This is a genomic window from Yersinia fenwicki (genome assembly GCF_043099325.1).
Classification (GTDB): Bacteria; Pseudomonadota; Gammaproteobacteria; order Enterobacterales; family Enterobacteriaceae; genus Yersinia.
Map to the genome: position 1 here is coordinate 128,578 of NZ_CP170755.1, position 15,940 is coordinate 144,517.

Sequence of the window (15,940 nt, forward strand, 5' to 3'; positions counted from 1 at the left end):
CTCACTGTGACAATTTGCATGAAAACACGCATGGTTCACGTAAGGATTGCATTGTTTTAAAATTGGATAGTTTATTAAGTAGGGGTTCACATGCAGGGCACCAGAATTCGTCTCATAGTTGGTGGATTATTGTTGGCTGCCGCCAGTAGTAATGTGCAGGCTGAAGCACTACAACCCGATCCTGCCTGGCAGCAGGGAAAATTAGAAAACGGGTTTTCATGGCAGTTGCTAGCAACACCGCAGCGCCCTAGCGATCGGATCGAGTTACGTCTGGTCGTTAATACTGGCTCATTATCTGAGAGTGCACAACACGTTGGTTTTGCCCATCTGTTGCCGCGCCTGGCATTAATGAGCAGCGCGAGTTTTACTCCTGCCCAGCTTCAGTCTCTATGGCAGCAAGGGGTCGATAACGATCGCCCGTTGCCACCGGCTATTACATCTTATGATTTCACCTTATACAGTTTGAGTTTGCCCAATAACCGCCCCGATTTGATGAAAGAAGCCTTGGCGTGGTTATCCGATACCAGTGGCAAGCTGGCTATCAGTGAACAGACTGTCAATGCAGCACTGAATAGTGCAACCGATCCTATTGCCACATTCCCGCAAAATATTCAGGAACCTTGGTGGCGTTATCGTCTTAAAGGCTCTTCTCTAATGGGGCATGATCCCGGCCAGCCAGTGGCAAAATCGGTCGATGTCGAGAAGCTAAAACAGTTTTATCAGCAATGGTATACGCCGGATGCCATGACATTGTATGTGGTGGGTAATGTAGATAGTCGCAGTATTGCAGCCCAAATTGGCAAAACATTCTCTGAGTTGAAAGGGAAACGCACAACGCCAGCACCTATCGCGATGCTTGCGCCGCTGCCACCAGAGCCGGTGAGCTTGATGAGTGAGCAGGCGACGCAAGACACATTATCATTAATGTGGGATACCCCTTGGCATCCGATTCAGGACTCCGTTGCGTTAAGCCGCTACTGGCGCAGTGATTTAGCCCGTGAGGCACTATTCTGGCATATTCAACAAGTGCTGGAAAAAAGTGATCAGAAGAATCTGAAGCTGGGCTTTGATTGTCGGGTGCAATATCAACGTGCTCAATGTGCGATTCACCTGAATACGCCAACTGAAAGTCTGACGCCGGGCATGAATTTTGTGGCGCGCGAACTGGCTAGCTTACGTGAGAAGGGCCTGAGTCAAGCTGAGTTCGATGCCTTGATGGTGCAGAAAAACGATCAACTCAGTAAGTTGTTTGCCACTTATGCTCGCACAGATACTGATATTTTGATGAGTCAGCGTTTGCGTTCACAGCAGAGTGGTGTGGTGGATATTGCCCCAGAACAGTATCAGAAGCTACGGCAGGCATTTTTGTCTGGGCTGACGTTGGCGGAGCTAAATCAGGAATTGAAGCAGCAATTATCGCAAGATACCACGCTAATTCTGACCCAGCCAAAAGGTGAGCCAGAAGTGAATGTGAAAGCGCTGCAAGATGCCTATAACGCGATTATGACGCCACACACGGTGGTGCCAGAAGATGCGGCCCCCACAGTGGCTTCTGCGGAGGTAGCACCCGCGACACCAACAACAGCTCAGTAAGTAAAATATTGAGTCAATCGTTATGAATAAGCCCGGACACTATTGTTCGGGCTTCAGTGATCGAAGGGTTTACCGCACTTAGGGGCGCTTCCTCTTCATTCTGATTTCTGGTGAGAAATATGATCAATCACACTGCAGGCATGGCTGCCAGTGGGATGATGGCGCCACGGTACTGAATCACGGTGCTGGCGGTTAAATGTCCACGCACAGCGGCGTCATGTGCGCTACCACCCGTCAGGCGAACAGCTAGATAACCGGCACTGAAGGAATCCCCAGCCGCAGTGGTGTCGACCACTTTTTCTTTCGGTAGTTTAACCGCTGGCACATCATACTGGTGAGCTTCAAATCCCTCTTTCACCCAGACGATGCAGGAATCTGCGCCGCGCTTAATAATAATTTCGTTTACACCTAAATTCTGTGTGCGTTCAATGACCTGCTCTAGTGACTTCTCGCCCCACAGCATGTCTTCATCATCCAGCGTCAGGAAGGCGATATCCGTACAAGCCAACATGTCGTGGTAGGCTTGTTGCGTCTCTTCCTTGCTCTGCCATAGGCGAGGGCGGTAGTTATTATCAAAGATAACTTTGCCACCGTTAGCACGGCAGGCACGCAGTAATTTCAGTAAGCGCTGGCGGGAAGCATTGTCAAGGATCGCCAGGCTGATGCCGCTAAGATACAGATAATCAAACTTTTCCAGGCGTTGGCAGATTTCGTCTGCAGCAGGGCTGGTGAGCCAGAAACGTGCGGCAGCATCATTGCGCCAATAATAGAAGGTGCGCTCACCGGTGCTGTCTGTTTCGATAAAATACAGCCCTGGCAATTTATCATCCATACGCTGAATTAGATCGGTGTGAATGTTTTCCTTCTGCCAAGCTGCCAACATCTCGTTACTGAAACTATCAGTACCCAACGCTGTGACGTAATGGACATTCAAGTCTTGCTTTGACACCTGACGGGCAACATATACCGCTGTATTCAGCGTATCACCGCCAAAGCCCCGGCTAAGGTCGGTACCTTTTTGTGACAGTTCAATCATGCATTCGCCGATAACGGCAATATTTTTGCTGGTCATGGAAAGCTGGCCTGTGAGTCAATAAGGGGAATAAGGTTAGTCTCACTGCTGGCTTGGTTAGAGTCAATAGTATTAAAACGACGTTTTAAATTTTTTATGATATAGGTCGGGAAACTGACAAGTTTCCCGCGATTCTGAAGACAATTATGATGACTTTCGCAGGTCGGTCACGCTGTGGCCGCCAATTCCCCAGTTATCGGTATCCACTTCATCAATCACGACCACGGTTGTCGCCGGGTTTTTACCCAGAGTGTCGACTAACAGTTGGGTCACTCCGGCGATCAGCTGTTTTTTCTGCTCCGCCGTCGCGCCTTCGCGAGTAATTTTAATATTGACATAAGGCATGTTCATCTCCATTAACAGTAATGGCATTATTGAGTTAAGTAATATAGATGGCTTAAATGTGCCGCGCCAGCCTGCCGAGGCCTGTAATCTGGCTGGAAATAATAATCTGTCATGCTGCGATATAAAGTTCTGTTCGTCCGAGTCGATAACATCTCCAGAAGGAAAACTGTTTAATACAGGGTTGCTCAAACTGACGGTAATATCTATTGCCTTGACTGTCTGGTGCCCTAAAACATGGCGACTAAACTGATGATGACCAATAAAATATCAGGTTTACTTGCGCCATCCTTTGCCGCCATTGATCGTAATAAAGGACAGAGCTTCTGGCGGCAATGTCAGCGTCGGTACACTTTTCAACCTATCTATCGTACCTCAGGTGCGCTGCTGGCTATCGAGCTGCTTACGGCTGTTTTTCACCCATCATCACCGGATACTCGTCTGAATCCGGAAGATTACTTCAGTTCAATCAGTATCAGCGCCCGTTTGAATGTGGTGCTTGAGCAGTTGAATATGGTTAAACAATGGCATGCGATATTTGTGCATCACTCGGTGTTGGTCTCAATTAACATTGATGGTCAGGCTTTGATGGCGATGCAGGATGACTTACAGGCTAAGGTGTTAATCGATGCCATGCCTTATATTCGCTTTGAATTACTTGAGCATGTCGATACCTCTCTTGATACCCCCTTTGCACGTATTGCTGAAGCAGATCGCCTATGGCTGGATGATTTCGGTAGCGGGCTGGCAAATTTCACTTCATTTATTAGCTGGCGCTATGAGTACATCAAAGTCGCCAGAGACCTGTTTATCGTGCTGCAAGAAAGTGATGTCGGAAACCAACTGTTTTTCAAATTGGTGACTCTCATGGCTGGCTATAGCAAAGGCGTGATTGTTGAAGGGGTGGAAACCTCACAAGAATGGGCAATGGTGCAGCAGTCTGATGCCGTCGCCGCACAAGGATATTATCTCTCTCGACCCGCGTCATTTGATCGTTTACAAACCCTCCCTATGCTGTTTTGCGGCTAATGCTTTTGGGTCAATAAATCAGCTCCTCTTTCCTCCATCTCACCCTGTTGCTTCATTCTCGACTATGGTTAAAGTACTTTTTACGTTTTTAATATCATGAGTACTGGCATGGAGCTGTTATGACCAAAACTGGAAAAGTGCTGACAGGCATAGTCGGGATTATTCTGCTGCTACTGATAGCAGCTATCGTGTTTATTAAGACTTTCGACTGGAATCGTCTAAAGCCAACCATCAATGAGAAAGTTTCTATCGAGTTGCACCGTCCTTTCGCTATTCGCGGTAATCTGAGTGTGGACTGGTCACGTAACGGCGATGAGCCTGGCTGGCGCGGCTGGGTGCTCTGGCCGCATATCCACGCTGAGGATTTGGTGCTGGGCAATCCGCCCGATTTAGCCGGCGATAACGCCGCTGGTAAGAACAATAAAGCCACTAGTAAGCACAATACCGCCGAAGACAAAACAGAATCTACCGCATTCCCTACTGGTGAGATGGTCACCCTAAAACGGGTTGATGCCAGTATTGCTCCGCTGGCGTTGCTGGCGAAAGAGGTCTGGATACCGCGTATCTGGCTGACACAACCGGATGCCACTCTGCTACGCCTTGCTGATGGTAAGAATAACTGGACATTTAACCTGGCGAATAGCTCGGCCGAGGATAAGAGTGGCGCGTCTGATTGGTCGGTAAATATTGATGATATTGTGTTTGATCGTGGTCAGATAAATCTGAAAGACGCGGTTCTGAAAGCAGACTTGCAGGCGGTGATTGACCCGTTGGGTAAGCCGCTGCCATTTGCTGAGGTGACCGGTGCCCGTAACGAGAAAAAAACCACTGAAAAAGCGCAGAACAATGCCTCGGACTTTGTGTTTGGTTGGAAGATTGACGGCAAGTATCAGGGGCAGCCTTTAACCGGTAGCGGCAAAATCGGTGGGATGTTGTCGATGAGTGATGCCAGCATTCCTTTCCCATTACAGGCAGATGTCCGCTCGGGTTCTACCCGGGTGGTGGTGGCGGGTACATTAACCGATCCTGCCAATTTGGCGGGGTTGAATCTGCAATTGAAATTCTCCGGTGCCAGTTTGGATAACCTCTATCCACTGATTGGTGTGTTATTGCCGGCCACTCCTCCATTTAATACCGATGGCCGCTTAATCGCGAGCCTCAAACAGGCCGGTGGGGCGGTTTATCGTTATGAAAACTTTAATGGCAAAATCGGCGATAGCGATATTCATGGCGACCTGACTTACACCGCCAGCCAGCCGCGCCCGAAATTAGTCGGCAACATGTCGTCAGATAAATTACGTTTTGCTGATTTGGCCCCTTTAATTGGGGCGGATTCTAATCAGGAGAAAGCCAATCGTGGCGAACGCAGCCGACAACCGAGCAATAAAGTGCTGCCGACTGAAAAATTTGATACCAAAAGCTGGGGAGTGATGGATGCCGATGTTACCTTTTCGGCTAAGCGTATCGATCGGGATAAATCATTACCACTGACCGACCTTTCCACTCACGTAGTGCTGAATAATGGTGAGTTACTGCTCGATCCACTGCGATTTGGCATGGCCAGGGGGAACCTCAATGCAACTCTGCGCCTGAATGGCAACAAAGACCCGATGCAGGGCAAAGTTGATTTGCATGCCCGCCGGCTACAACTGAAAGAGCTGTTGCCACAGGTGCAGGCAATGCGTAACAGCTTGGGGCAGTTAAATGGCGATGCGTCATTTACTGCTACCGGTAACTCAGTTGCTGCGCTGCTGGCAACCAGTAATGGTAACCTGCGCTTGTTACTCAATCAGGGACTTATTAGCCGGAGCTTAATGGAATTACTCGGCCTGAATGTAGGTAACTATCTGGTGGCGAAGCTGTTTGGTGATGATGAGGTCAAAATTAACTGCGCAGTGGCGGATATTCAGTTGCGCAATGGCCTGGCGACACCGCGCTTATTTGTTATTGATACCGAAAATGCCATTATCAACATTACCGGTAATATCAATTTTGCTACCGAACGGATGGATTTATCGATTGATCCGGAAAGCAAAGGGCTGAGAATTCTGACCTTACGTTCCCCGTTGTATGTGAAAGGCACGTTTAAACAGCCTGATGCCGGGGTTAAAGCCGGGCCTTTACTGGCCCGTGGCGCAGTTGCTGCGGTGTTAGGTGTGGCGCTCACACCAGCCGCTGCATTGCTGGCACTGATTTCCCCAAGTGAAGCGGAAGAAAATCAGTGCACGCCGCTGTTGCAGAAAATGAAGCAGAAAAAATAACGGGTTAATGTATCGGTGGTTGGGGGAGCAGTTGGCAGCTGTGGTCTTGCAACTCCTCCACCGATCCACGATGCAACTTTATCAGGCTCGCTTTGCTGGCGAGTAGTAAGAATTGCCCATCCGGTAATGCTGTCAGGGCTAAACCATAACGCCCCATTTCACCTTTCGCGCCCGGCACTTCACTTGCTAACAAACGAAACGCACCTGATTGTTGCAATTCTGCTGCCGTAGTGCGTCGAACTAAATAATCATGCCCCAATAACCCGCTGGGTAAGGGCTGCCATTGCTGACGGAAATCAGCTTTCTGTGCTGCCAGGGCCGTTTTGACTGCGGGCTTTAGACATGAAATATGAATATGCAGTTGGTCCTGACTGCGGCCAAATTTTGAATTGATAGCTAGTGAGATATCCGCGTCATCAATGGGCGCACCATATTTATCCGCCATAAAGTGGCGAGCTTGCCAGGCATCAAAGAAATAGTTTGGACTGCTGTCGGCTAATAACTGTGGGCTTTCTATGCCGCTGATTTTGGCGGTCGGCATTAATAAATACTGTAATGGCCCATTTTTATCCTTATACACCACGAAACCGGCTTGTGTATCGACCTCAGCACAGGGTTGCGGGTTATCTTCCTTTTCCATATGCGGAACACATTGCTGGCTAACAATTTTCCACAGTGCATCGGCGTGGCTAAAACGAAATTGATAGACCAGCAAAGCCGTTAGCATGACAACGGCGAGTAGTAACAGTAATTTTATATTGCGAGACATTGGTGATCCTCCATGATCAGCGGTTACTCTGCGGTGTTATTGCTGCTTGTCTGGGGCAGGGTGCCGTCCTCGGCGTAGCGAGCGGTGGCTATCCAGGCGGCACAAAATAAGGTCAAGCGAGCGAAAAAGTAGAAAAAGGCCATTAAGCCGATTACTGAACCAAAAGCTGCTCCCGATGGAGAGCTGGCAAGGCGGGGCAGCATCATGGTCATGATGAATTTGATGATTTCAAAACCGATTGCGGCAATCAGGGTACCGCGCAACAGTGCTTTTTTCTTCGGCTTATGTCGCGGCAGAATCCAGAAAATCCATAAAAATAATAGATAATTAGCGGCAATAGAGATTGATAAGGCAATGAGTGTCATGACCGGTCGCAACCATTCGATCCCCCCTAACCCTAATGCATCAACAATTGCAGATTGTGCCGCACCGGCGATAGACGTCAGCGACAGGGTAATGATCAGCGCGATAACTAACCCGGTGAGCGAAACAAAATCACGCGCATAGCGGTAATAGAACTTTTCCTGATCCTGCGGGTTCCGCTCCCAAACATCTCGTGACTGGGCGCGAATGGCTTCGCGTAGATTTCCCATCCAACTTATTCCGGAATAAAGTGCAATCGCCAAACCGGTTAATCCCACGGTCGTACGTTGTTGGATAGCGGTATTTACGGTGTTTTTAAGTGTGGCTGCCAAACTTGGGTCACTGATGGTATTAACAATTTTGTTAATTAGCTCAGCTAATAAGTCCGGATTGGATGCCAGCACAAAACCCACTGCGGCAAAAGAAACCATCAAGATAGGAATAAGTGACAAAAATGAAAAATAAGTAATAGCGGCCCCAAACTGGCTGCCCAATCGATCATTGAAACGGTCTGTTGCACGGATAATATGGGCGACTGCCGGGTAAGCTTTCACACGATCACTTATCCGTGTCATAAAGGAAATCGCTTTTTTGCCAGTTTCAATCCCAACAGCCAGCGGGGCTGGATTGTCTCGCGGTGTGTTCGGCATAATTCTCCTCGAATACAGTTATCTATGCCTTATGTAGATGATTCTTCTACAAAATGTGACATAAAACAGTAGCTAATCTGTTGATAATAGCAGAGTCGACGTCTATCACAACCGTAGTGGGTAAATTCCATCATTTTGGCATACTGAAATTAACGCTAGTTATATTCTCAATTCAACCGTCTTAAGCGGCTGATTCAGATCTTGATTTATATTTGTAGGAAATGGACTACGTATTTAGGTATGCAGTCCCATATTAAAATCATTCCTTATCACATATATTCCTAATAGGTTAGGTTATTTATTTTCTTTAAGTTAAACCTGACGAGTAAATATAAATTTTACAAATAAAACAATGCCTAATAAATAAAGTTAAACACTTTTTCTATTTGAATTTGTTATAAAACCAGGTTGTTAACATGAATATAAATAATATAGTGCGCTTACCCTGTTTTCGTAAAACGTTGCTGGCCAGTTTACTGGTGCCGCTGCTAACCCCACTTTATAGTTGGGCGGCACAGACAGTCAGTGTCACTGATGGTAATTCTGTTGCAATCTTAGGTGAATATGGCACCGATAGTGACAACCTATCTCCGATCATCGTGCAAGGTTCTACCAGTGAGGTAACTGGCGAATCAGACCTCGCTATCACTACCACGGGGCGCGGTGCAAATGGTGCCAGTGTGACTAATGGTGGCACTCTGACACTGAATGGATCGGCTATCAAGACTGATGGTGTCGTGGCATTTGGTATCAGCAATAATAAAGGCACCGTGAATTTACGGGGGGGGACGGTGACGACGACTGGCTCCACCGCTTATGGTGTTTCTTCGACGGGGCTGGGGAGCAGTGCTGATATTAATGGTACCGTGATCTCCACCAGTGGCTCATCGACTTACGGTATTTCGGGGGCCGGTGGTGCCAAATTGACAGTCAATAATACGACGATTAATGCCAGTGGTGGCGGTAGTTACGGTATTTATCTGAGTGATATTGGCAGTGCGCTAAGTGGAGCGAATAACACTATAAATAACACCAGCAGTAACAATGGTACCGGAGTTTATATTGGGAATGGCGGTATAAATGCCACCTTAGATAACACCACGATTAATATGAGTAATGCCTACGCCGGGGTGAGTGTTGGCCGGGATTCGACTATTACCATGGATGGTTTGACGGCCACGGGTAATATGAGTCAGGTTTTTGATATTGCCGGTTCGGCTACAGTCAGCAATGCCAATATTGATTTGGCTTCTGGCGCAGTGTTACGCGCTATGGGTAACAGTTCGACCAATAAAGCAGTCATTATATTAAATAATATCAATGCGATCTCTCGTAGCGGCAACGCGACGATGGTTAACGTTAATATGAACGCTGACGTCACGATCAATGGCGGTTCCTACCATTCCAAAGGCACTTATGCCATGGGAATTTGGGTACCGGATACGACGTCATCGGTGAAGGTAAATAATGCCGAGTTCATTACCGAAGGGGATGGTGCCACCGCTATAGAGAACCGGGGCACAGCAACTGTCGATAGTACAGTCGTGAGAACAACCGGCAATAGTTCTCACGGCATTTACTCAGAATCAATTTTTGATGCCACCAATATGAGCATCTCTACAGCCGGTGTTGGCAGTATTGGTGCTAGTGCTGCGCGTGGTGGAAATCTGAATCTGACCGGGGCGACGATTAACACAACCGGTGCTTCAGGTATGGTGCTCGGCACCTTTAACAGTTCGTCTATCAATGCTAAAAATGTCACCGCGACCTCGACCGGTGCCAATGCTTATGCTTTGTGGACTCAAACCAGCAGCTCTATTGCGCTAAAAGACAGCCAAATTACCACCAGTGGTATGAATGCGGGTGGAATTTATGCCGCAGGCTCGAATGCAGTTTATAGCAAGGTTATCTTGGATAACTCTCAGGTTCTCAGTGAGAACGGTGTGGGTGTTCGCGCATATGGTGCCAATATCAATATTGATGTGAACAATGGTTCACAGTTAATCGGTGGCAATGGGTTGCTGGTCAACGCCAGTACTAACGTCGGAACGGTGGCTTCACCGCTCAATATTATAAGTAACGTCAATCTTAACGGTGACAACTATTCTGTGCTGGTGGGTGACCTTCAGGCGGAAGAGCATAATAATGTTAACTTAACACTGAAGAACAATTCGGTCTGGACTGGTGCAGCACATAACGCCAAAAGTGTTGATGTTGATAGCAGCAGCGTGTGGAATTTGACCGGTGATGCCGATGTTGAATCGATGCACATTTTGGGTCAGATGAACTTTACGCCAAGCGGCAGTAACCCAAATGCACGCGCGTTAGGTAACAGTTTTAGTACCTTAACCATTAATAGCAATCTGACGGGCAATGGTAGTTTTGTTTTCAATGCGCAATTAGGCGATAACAGTTCACCGACAGATAAATTGCATGTAATAGGGAATGTTAGTGGTGAGCATTCTGTTCAGGTGATGAATCAAGGTGGGCTGGGGGCATTGACTACCGGTGCCGGCATCAATCTGATTAACGTTGATGGTGATACCCACGCCGGACAATTCACCATGAGCAGCCCGGTTGTTGCTGGGGCATATCAGTACTTTTTATATCAAATCGACGAACATAGCTGGAATTTGCAGTCCAATCTGACGCCTGTTGACCCGACAGATCCGGGGACAGGTATTGATGTTGACCCTGCGCCTGTGGTACCACAACCTCCTGAAACGGCTTATCGCAGTGAAGTGCCGGGATATATTGCCGCGCCGTGGTTAAATGCATTCTATGGCTTTACCACTTTAGGCAGTTTGCACGAACGCCGTGGATCAGCGGAAGGTGCGGCCAATGGTTTTAATCAGGATTCCTGGGGCCGAATTAGTGGGCAGCATAATAAGTTTGATGCGGGTCGTTTTAGCTATGACTCAGATATCTGGTTCGCTCAATTGGGCCATGATTTCTATCAAGCTGAAAATTCGGCCGGAACACAAGCAACAGCGGGCGTGATGATAACGCTGGGTAAGCAGGAAACTGATACGCAAGATAAGGCGCGGGCTATGCGTCCGGAGCTATCAATAAATACCGGTAAGATTAAGACTGATGCTTACGGTTTGGGCGGTTATTACACCTTAATGACGCCACAAGGTGGCTATCTCGACCTCGTTGGTCAAGGGACGTTATACCGCAATAATTATCAGAGCCAACATGATGCCAAACAGAATGGTTATGGTGTGGCGCTATCTGCCGAAGTGGGTCAGGCATACCCTATTGCAGGAAGTTGGAAAGTGGAGCCTCAGGGGCAACTGAAATACCAATATCTGAATCTGAACAGTTTTAGTGACGAGATTTCAGGCGTGAGCGGTACTTCTTACTCTGTCGGGCAGGTCCGTACTGGGATGCGTGTCTTTAGTGAGGCAACCAAGCAGCAAACTATCAAACCTTATTTATCTGCTGATGTGGTGTATCAGTTAGGTAAAAACCCACAGGTGACTATTGATACGGCGAGTCTGCGCCCTGAATTCAGTAAAACCTATTGGCAGGGTGGTGCTGGCGTGACTGCTAAAGTGAATAGTAATGTTGATATTTACGCAGATGCTAAATATCAGCGCGCTTTTAACGGTAAAATGGACGGTTATGCGGGTAATATCGGTGTGAAGATTAGCTTCTAATTCATTATGTTACCTTATGACTTTCAGGCCAGGGCTTAGCTCTGGCCTGATTTTTTTAGCTATTACAACGAATAAGAATTTTCCCCTGAGAAGCATTCTGACTCATAACACTCAATGCAGCGGGTAGCTCATTGAGAGGGAATATCCCTGCGATTCTTGAACTGGCAATACCATCACGGATGAGCGGGAATATTTCATTTAGCTTTGCTGCCAGCGCATCACGGCCTGCAGTATGAACCCATTGACGTAAGTGGAAGTAACTAAAGCGAATATCAGGCCGATATTGCCAAAATGAGGCAGGAATTGGGTCACCGGAAAGCAGCCCGTAAGAGATAAATTTCCCACCTTGCCGTACCATTCCTGCCAGCTTCATTGCAGTCTTGCCACCAACACAATCGAGCACGGCATCAGCATCTCCGATTGGCGGTAATGGATTGCTATAAGTCACATTGCCCGTATCCGGCAATATCAGTAACTCATCAGGTTCAGCATAATCAACAGCATTTTCAGCCCCGGCGTGGCGAACAATCGCGGTGACTGTTAGGCCCAATTGTTTTGCCATTCGAATCAGCATCACACCAATCGTCGAGTTCGCTGCGCTGACCACTATCTTCATTCCGGGGGCTGCGGCGAGGACTTCTGTTAGCATCAACCAGGCCGTCATCGGGTTAACATAGCCGGTTGCGGCTTGCTCATCAGTGAGCCAGTCTGGAACGGCAAAACACCACTGCGCATCACAATGCTTATATTGCTGCCATGCACCGGCACTCCCCAGTGGGAGGACGCGTTGACCCACTAATTCGCTGCCATCTTCTACTATGCCAACTCCTTCAAAGCCGGGCACGAAGGGTAATGGGGTTCGTGAGGAATATGCACCAGAAATAGTAATCAGATCGGAGGGATTGATTGTGCTGAACTGCATTTTCACTCGTAACTCACCAACCTTAAGCAGGGCGGGGGCATAAGATTCAAGTTGAACACACTCGATGGCCGGGCCAAAGTGGCGCACAACCGCCCGCAAATGGCTTTTTCCTACCGTCAATTCCATAGATACCTCAATATCTTATGCGTGCTCAATCATCATCACGGCAGTGGTATCCACGGTCAATGCTTCAAAAATATGCTCTACGTCTGCGGAATAGCTCATGTAATCACCGCTGTTTAATTCAACCGCTTGGTCAACAGGCCCAACTCTGGCTTTACCTGAACCGATAATGACATGTTCAATTGTGCCGGGCATATGCGCTCGGGAACGCCTTGGTTCACCAGGCTGAACGTTAATTCGATAGATATCACGCTGTACCCCGGCGGGGCAGGCAGCCAGTAACGTAGCGGTGTAATTTGCTTGTTCAGAAACCGCGGGTATCCCGTCATGCGCTCTGATCACCTGAACATGCAGGCGGGGCTGGGCGATGAGTCGACTGACGGGGACACCCAGCGCCATTGCCAGCGACCAGAGCGTTTCCAAACTGGGATTACCGGCTCCGCCTTCCAATTGCGATAATGTTGATTTCGCGATACCGGCACGTTTGGCTAATTCCGTTACCGTCAGCCCCAACTTCTCACGTTCCCGTCGGATAGAGGCAGAAAGTAAGCCAATAGGGGTTGCGGCATGGTCTGAATTATCGAGCACAGAATCAGTCATTGTTCACCATATCATCCGTTTGTTCATCTTGACGAACAACTGAATGTCGTTCACCATAATAGTCACTTGTTCATTTTAATGTATTGAGGGTTGAGTGCCAAGTACTCAATACCAAAGCATTCGGCAGCTATTGTGGAGTGAAAATGATGAAAATAAAAACGCGTGGCACAGTGGAGATGATTGTCGCCATGCTTATCTCCGGTACGGTGGGCTGGCCGGTGATTGTATCAGGACAACCCGCTGTGACCGTTGTGTTCTGGCGTTGTGTGTTTGGTGCATTCGCGATGTTTATTGCTTGCGTCATGCTGGGTTTGCTTAAACGTGGTGTGCTCACTCGACAGCACATTATCATTGCTATTCTCGGCGGCATTACGCTGGTATTGAACTGGGTGTTACTGTTTGGCGCGTACTCTCACGCCTCTATTTCGGTTGCGACGGTGACCTATCATACTCAGCCCTTTATGTTGGTCGGGCTAGGCGTACTGTTTTTTGGTGAGAAATTAACGGCGAATGCATTGGGTTGGTTGCTGGTCGCTTTTGGCGGAATGTTGTTTATTATTATTGGACAGCAGGGCGCTATCACCTTGGGTTCCGACTACTTCATTGGTGTAGTGATGGCACTAGGGGCGGCATTTATGTACGCGGTCACGGCAGCGATTATCAAACGCCTAAAGGGCCTGCCGCCGCATCTGATTGTGCTGATTCAGTTGTTGGTTGGTGCAATTTTGCTGGCCCCCTTCGTGAGGTGGTCTGATTTTCCGCTGCCAGAAAGCACATGGGGATTACTGCTCATTATTGGCGTTATTCATACCGGGTTAATGTCTTCACTATTATATGGCGCGATTCAGAAGATCCCGACCAGCCTGGTTGGTGCGCTTTCTTTCATCTATCCGGTGGTGGCGATTTTTGTCGACTGGCTGGTATTTGGTCATCGGCTAAGTGTCATGCAAATGGCGGGTGCGAGTGCAATCCTGCTGTCTGCGGCGGGTATGAATTTTGGCTGGAAACTGGTAGGAAATCGCCAGCGCGAAAGTGAAAAATATTCTTGAAGGTCGAATTCAAAGCAATAAAAAAGGCTATAAACTGGTCGATTTATAGCCTTTAAGTTCGAGCAAAAGACCTTAGCGCATGGTAACAAACTCTTCGGCGGCAGTCGGGTGAATAGCAACCGTGTTGTCGAAATCTTTCTTGGTTGCGCCCATCTTCACGGCGACAGCAAACCCTTGCAGGATTTCATCCATACCAAAACCGATGCCGTGGATACCGACAATCTTCTCTTCCGGCCCTGCACACACCAGTTTCATCCGGCATGGTTGGCGGTGCTGCGTAACGGCACTGTACATCGCGGTGAAGGACGATTTGTACACTTTCACTTGCTCGTCGCCAAACTTCTCGCGCGCTTGCGGTTCAGTCAGGCCAATAGTCCCGATGGGTGGATGGCTGAATACCACGGTTGGGATATTGCTGTAATCCAGATGCTCGTCTGGCTTGTTATTAAACAGGCGTTCAGATAGACGACGACCTGCCGCAACAGCCACTGGTGTCAATTCAACGGCACCGGTATTATCGCCAACAGCGTAGATACCTTTGACGTTAGTATTCTGGAATTTATCGACCTCGATATAGCCTTTTTCATTGGTTTTGACACCGCTGGCGGCCAGATTCAGGTTATCGGTTGCTGGTTGACGGCCAATGGCCCAAATCAGATGGTCGACAGTCACTTCTGTGCCGTTTTCCAATTGCAGTGTCAGGCTGCCATCTGCATTTTTGATAACCGCTTTCGGTACTGCCTCGGTATGCAGTTTCGGCCCTTCGGTGTTCATCACTTCCAACAGGGTTTCAACAATCAGCGGATCAAAGGTACGTAGCGGCGCATGTTTGCGCACAAACAGATGCGTTTCTGTGCCTAACCCATTGAGTACACCTGCGATTTCTACCGCGATATAACCGGCGCCTACTACGGCAACCCGTTTTGGCATTTCGTTCAATTCGAAGAAACCATCGGAATCAATGCCGTATTCTGCCCCAGGAATATCTGGATGACTTGGGCGACCGCCGGTGGCGATCAGGATGTGATCGGCGGTTATCTTCTCACCGTTTACTTCCACGGTATGCGCATCAACAAAACGCGCGAAACCTTTAATAACATCCACTTTGTTATTGCTTAAACCACGGTCATAAGACTGATGGATACGATCGATGTAAGCAGTACGATTGGCAATCAGCGTTTTCCAATCGAAATGATTCACTGTGGTGTCGAAACCGTAATCTGGGCCATACAGTTTAATGGCTTCTGCAATTTGCGCGGCATGCCACATCACTTTTTTCGGTACACAACCGACGTTGACACAGGTGCCACCGAGCTCTTTAGCTTCGATCAGCGCACATTTCTTGCCATACATGGCTGCCCGGTTGATCGATGCGATCCCACCACTGCCACCGCCAATTGCCAGATAGTCGTAATGTTTGGTCATCAGTGTCGTTTCCAAGTCGTTTAAAAAATTGCCTATCAGTTTAGCGCTTGATAAAGCTTTATGCATCAATGGCTCTGATA

12 protein-coding genes are annotated in these 15,940 nt (G+C 48.2%); 5 read left to right on the forward strand and 7 right to left on the reverse strand.

Going from position 1 to position 15,940, the window contains the following annotated elements:
• Positions 1–90 precede the first annotated feature (90 nt).
• Positions 91–1,593, forward strand: a complete 1,503-nt coding sequence (locus ACF3VQ_RS00530; RefSeq protein ID WP_392432982.1) for a M16 family metallopeptidase — start codon at positions 91–93, stop codon at positions 1,591–1,593.
• A gap of 127 nt (positions 1,594–1,720) precedes the next feature.
• On the opposite strand, the gene ACF3VQ_RS00535 is transcribed toward ACF3VQ_RS00530, so the two are convergent.
• Together ACF3VQ_RS00535 and ACF3VQ_RS00540 are read right to left on the reverse strand one after the other, a co-directional pair.
• Positions 1,721–2,665 (reverse strand): sugar kinase, encoded by a 945-nt coding sequence (locus ACF3VQ_RS00535; RefSeq protein ID WP_392432983.1) that lies wholly within the window; start codon positions 2,663–2,665, stop codon positions 1,721–1,723.
• Positions 2,666–2,809: 144 nt separating this feature from the next.
• Positions 2,810–3,010 carry a 2-hydroxymuconate tautomerase family protein gene (locus tag ACF3VQ_RS00540; RefSeq protein WP_004388926.1) on the reverse strand — a complete coding sequence of 67 codons (201 nt, stop codon included), beginning with the start codon at positions 3,008–3,010 and terminating at the stop codon, positions 2,810–2,812.
• 234 nt (positions 3,011–3,244) lie between these two features.
• Here ACF3VQ_RS00540 and pdeH point away from each other — a divergent pair, with 234 nt between their 5' ends.
• Together pdeH and ACF3VQ_RS00550 are read left to right on the forward strand one after the other, a co-directional pair.
• Entirely contained in the window at positions 3,245–4,036 is a 792-nt protein-coding gene (pdeH, locus tag ACF3VQ_RS00545) for a cyclic-guanylate-specific phosphodiesterase (RefSeq protein WP_392432984.1), read from the forward strand.
• Positions 4,037–4,155: 119 nt separating this feature from the next.
• Positions 4,156–6,297 (forward strand): AsmA family protein, encoded by a 2,142-nt coding sequence (locus ACF3VQ_RS00550; RefSeq protein WP_392432985.1) that lies wholly within the window; start codon positions 4,156–4,158, stop codon positions 6,295–6,297.
• 4 nt (positions 6,298–6,301) lie between these two features.
• Here ACF3VQ_RS00550 and ACF3VQ_RS00555 read toward each other — a convergent pair whose 3' ends face one another.
• Together ACF3VQ_RS00555 and yhjD are read right to left on the reverse strand one after the other, a co-directional pair.
• The gene (locus tag ACF3VQ_RS00555; protein WP_392432986.1) at positions 6,302–7,066 is read right to left on the reverse strand and encodes a CDP-diacylglycerol diphosphatase; all 765 of its coding nucleotides are present in this window, start codon (positions 7,064–7,066) and stop codon (positions 6,302–6,304) included.
• Positions 7,067–7,089: 23 nt separating this feature from the next.
• On the reverse strand, positions 7,090–8,079 hold the full coding sequence (yhjD, locus tag ACF3VQ_RS00560) for an inner membrane protein YhjD (protein WP_392432987.1): 990 nt from the start codon (positions 8,077–8,079) through the stop codon (positions 7,090–7,092).
• Between the two features lie 416 nt (positions 8,080–8,495).
• On the opposite strand from yhjD, the gene yapE reads away from it, so the two are divergent.
• On the forward strand, positions 8,496–11,741 hold the full coding sequence (gene yapE / locus ACF3VQ_RS00565) for an autotransporter adhesin YapE (RefSeq protein WP_392432988.1): 3,246 nt from the start codon (positions 8,496–8,498) through the stop codon (positions 11,739–11,741).
• A 55-nt stretch (positions 11,742–11,796) separates the two neighbouring features.
• Here the strand turns inward: yapE and ACF3VQ_RS00570 are convergent, their stop codons facing one another.
• Positions 11,797–12,789 (reverse strand): zinc-dependent alcohol dehydrogenase family protein, encoded by a 993-nt coding sequence (locus ACF3VQ_RS00570; protein ID WP_392432989.1) that lies wholly within the window; start codon positions 12,787–12,789, stop codon positions 11,797–11,799.
• Positions 12,790–12,804: 15 nt separating this feature from the next.
• Positions 12,805–13,386: a helix-turn-helix domain-containing protein gene (locus tag ACF3VQ_RS00575; RefSeq protein ID WP_392432990.1), complete on the reverse strand. Its 582-nt coding sequence runs from the start codon at positions 13,384–13,386 to the stop codon at positions 12,805–12,807.
• A 146-nt stretch (positions 13,387–13,532) separates the two neighbouring features.
• Here ACF3VQ_RS00575 and ACF3VQ_RS00580 point away from each other — a divergent pair, with 146 nt between their 5' ends.
• Positions 13,533–14,435: a DMT family transporter gene (locus ACF3VQ_RS00580; RefSeq protein WP_392435758.1), complete on the forward strand. Its 903-nt coding sequence runs from the start codon at positions 13,533–13,535 to the stop codon at positions 14,433–14,435.
• A 72-nt stretch (positions 14,436–14,507) separates the two neighbouring features.
• Here the strand turns inward: ACF3VQ_RS00580 and gorA are convergent, their stop codons facing one another.
• Positions 14,508–15,860 (reverse strand): glutathione-disulfide reductase, encoded by a 1,353-nt coding sequence (gene gorA, locus ACF3VQ_RS00585; RefSeq protein WP_392432991.1) that lies wholly within the window; start codon positions 15,858–15,860, stop codon positions 14,508–14,510.
• Positions 15,861–15,940 lie beyond the last annotated feature (80 nt).

Coding starts and splice junctions, on each gene's coding strand:
- ACF3VQ_RS00530 (WP_392432982.1), top strand. CDS start 91: ATGCAGGGCACCAGAATTCGTCTCATAGTTGGTGGATTATTGTTGGCT.
- pdeH (WP_392432984.1), top strand. CDS start 3,245: ATGGCGACTAAACTGATGATGACCAATAAAATATCAGGTTTACTTGCG.
- ACF3VQ_RS00550 (WP_392432985.1), top strand. CDS start 4,156: ATGACCAAAACTGGAAAAGTGCTGACAGGCATAGTCGGGATTATTCTG.
- ACF3VQ_RS00570 (WP_392432989.1), bottom strand. CDS start 12,789: ATGGAATTGACGGTAGGAAAAAGCCATTTGCGGGCGGTTGTGCGCCAC.
- ACF3VQ_RS00540 (WP_004388926.1), bottom strand. CDS start 3,010: ATGCCTTATGTCAATATTAAAATTACTCGCGAAGGCGCGACGGCGGAG.
- ACF3VQ_RS00555 (WP_392432986.1), bottom strand. CDS start 7,066: ATGTCTCGCAATATAAAATTACTGTTACTACTCGCCGTTGTCATGCTA.
- ACF3VQ_RS00580 (WP_392435758.1), top strand. CDS start 13,533: ATGAAAATAAAAACGCGTGGCACAGTGGAGATGATTGTCGCCATGCTT.
- gorA (WP_392432991.1), bottom strand. CDS start 15,860: ATGACCAAACATTACGACTATCTGGCAATTGGCGGTGGCAGTGGTGGG.
- yapE (WP_392432988.1), top strand. CDS start 8,496: ATGAATATAAATAATATAGTGCGCTTACCCTGTTTTCGTAAAACGTTG.
- yhjD (WP_392432987.1), bottom strand. CDS start 8,079: ATGCCGAACACACCGCGAGACAATCCAGCCCCGCTGGCTGTTGGGATT.
- ACF3VQ_RS00575 (WP_392432990.1), bottom strand. CDS start 13,386: ATGACTGATTCTGTGCTCGATAATTCAGACCATGCCGCAACCCCTATT.
- ACF3VQ_RS00535 (WP_392432983.1), bottom strand. CDS start 2,665: ATGACCAGCAAAAATATTGCCGTTATCGGCGAATGCATGATTGAACTG.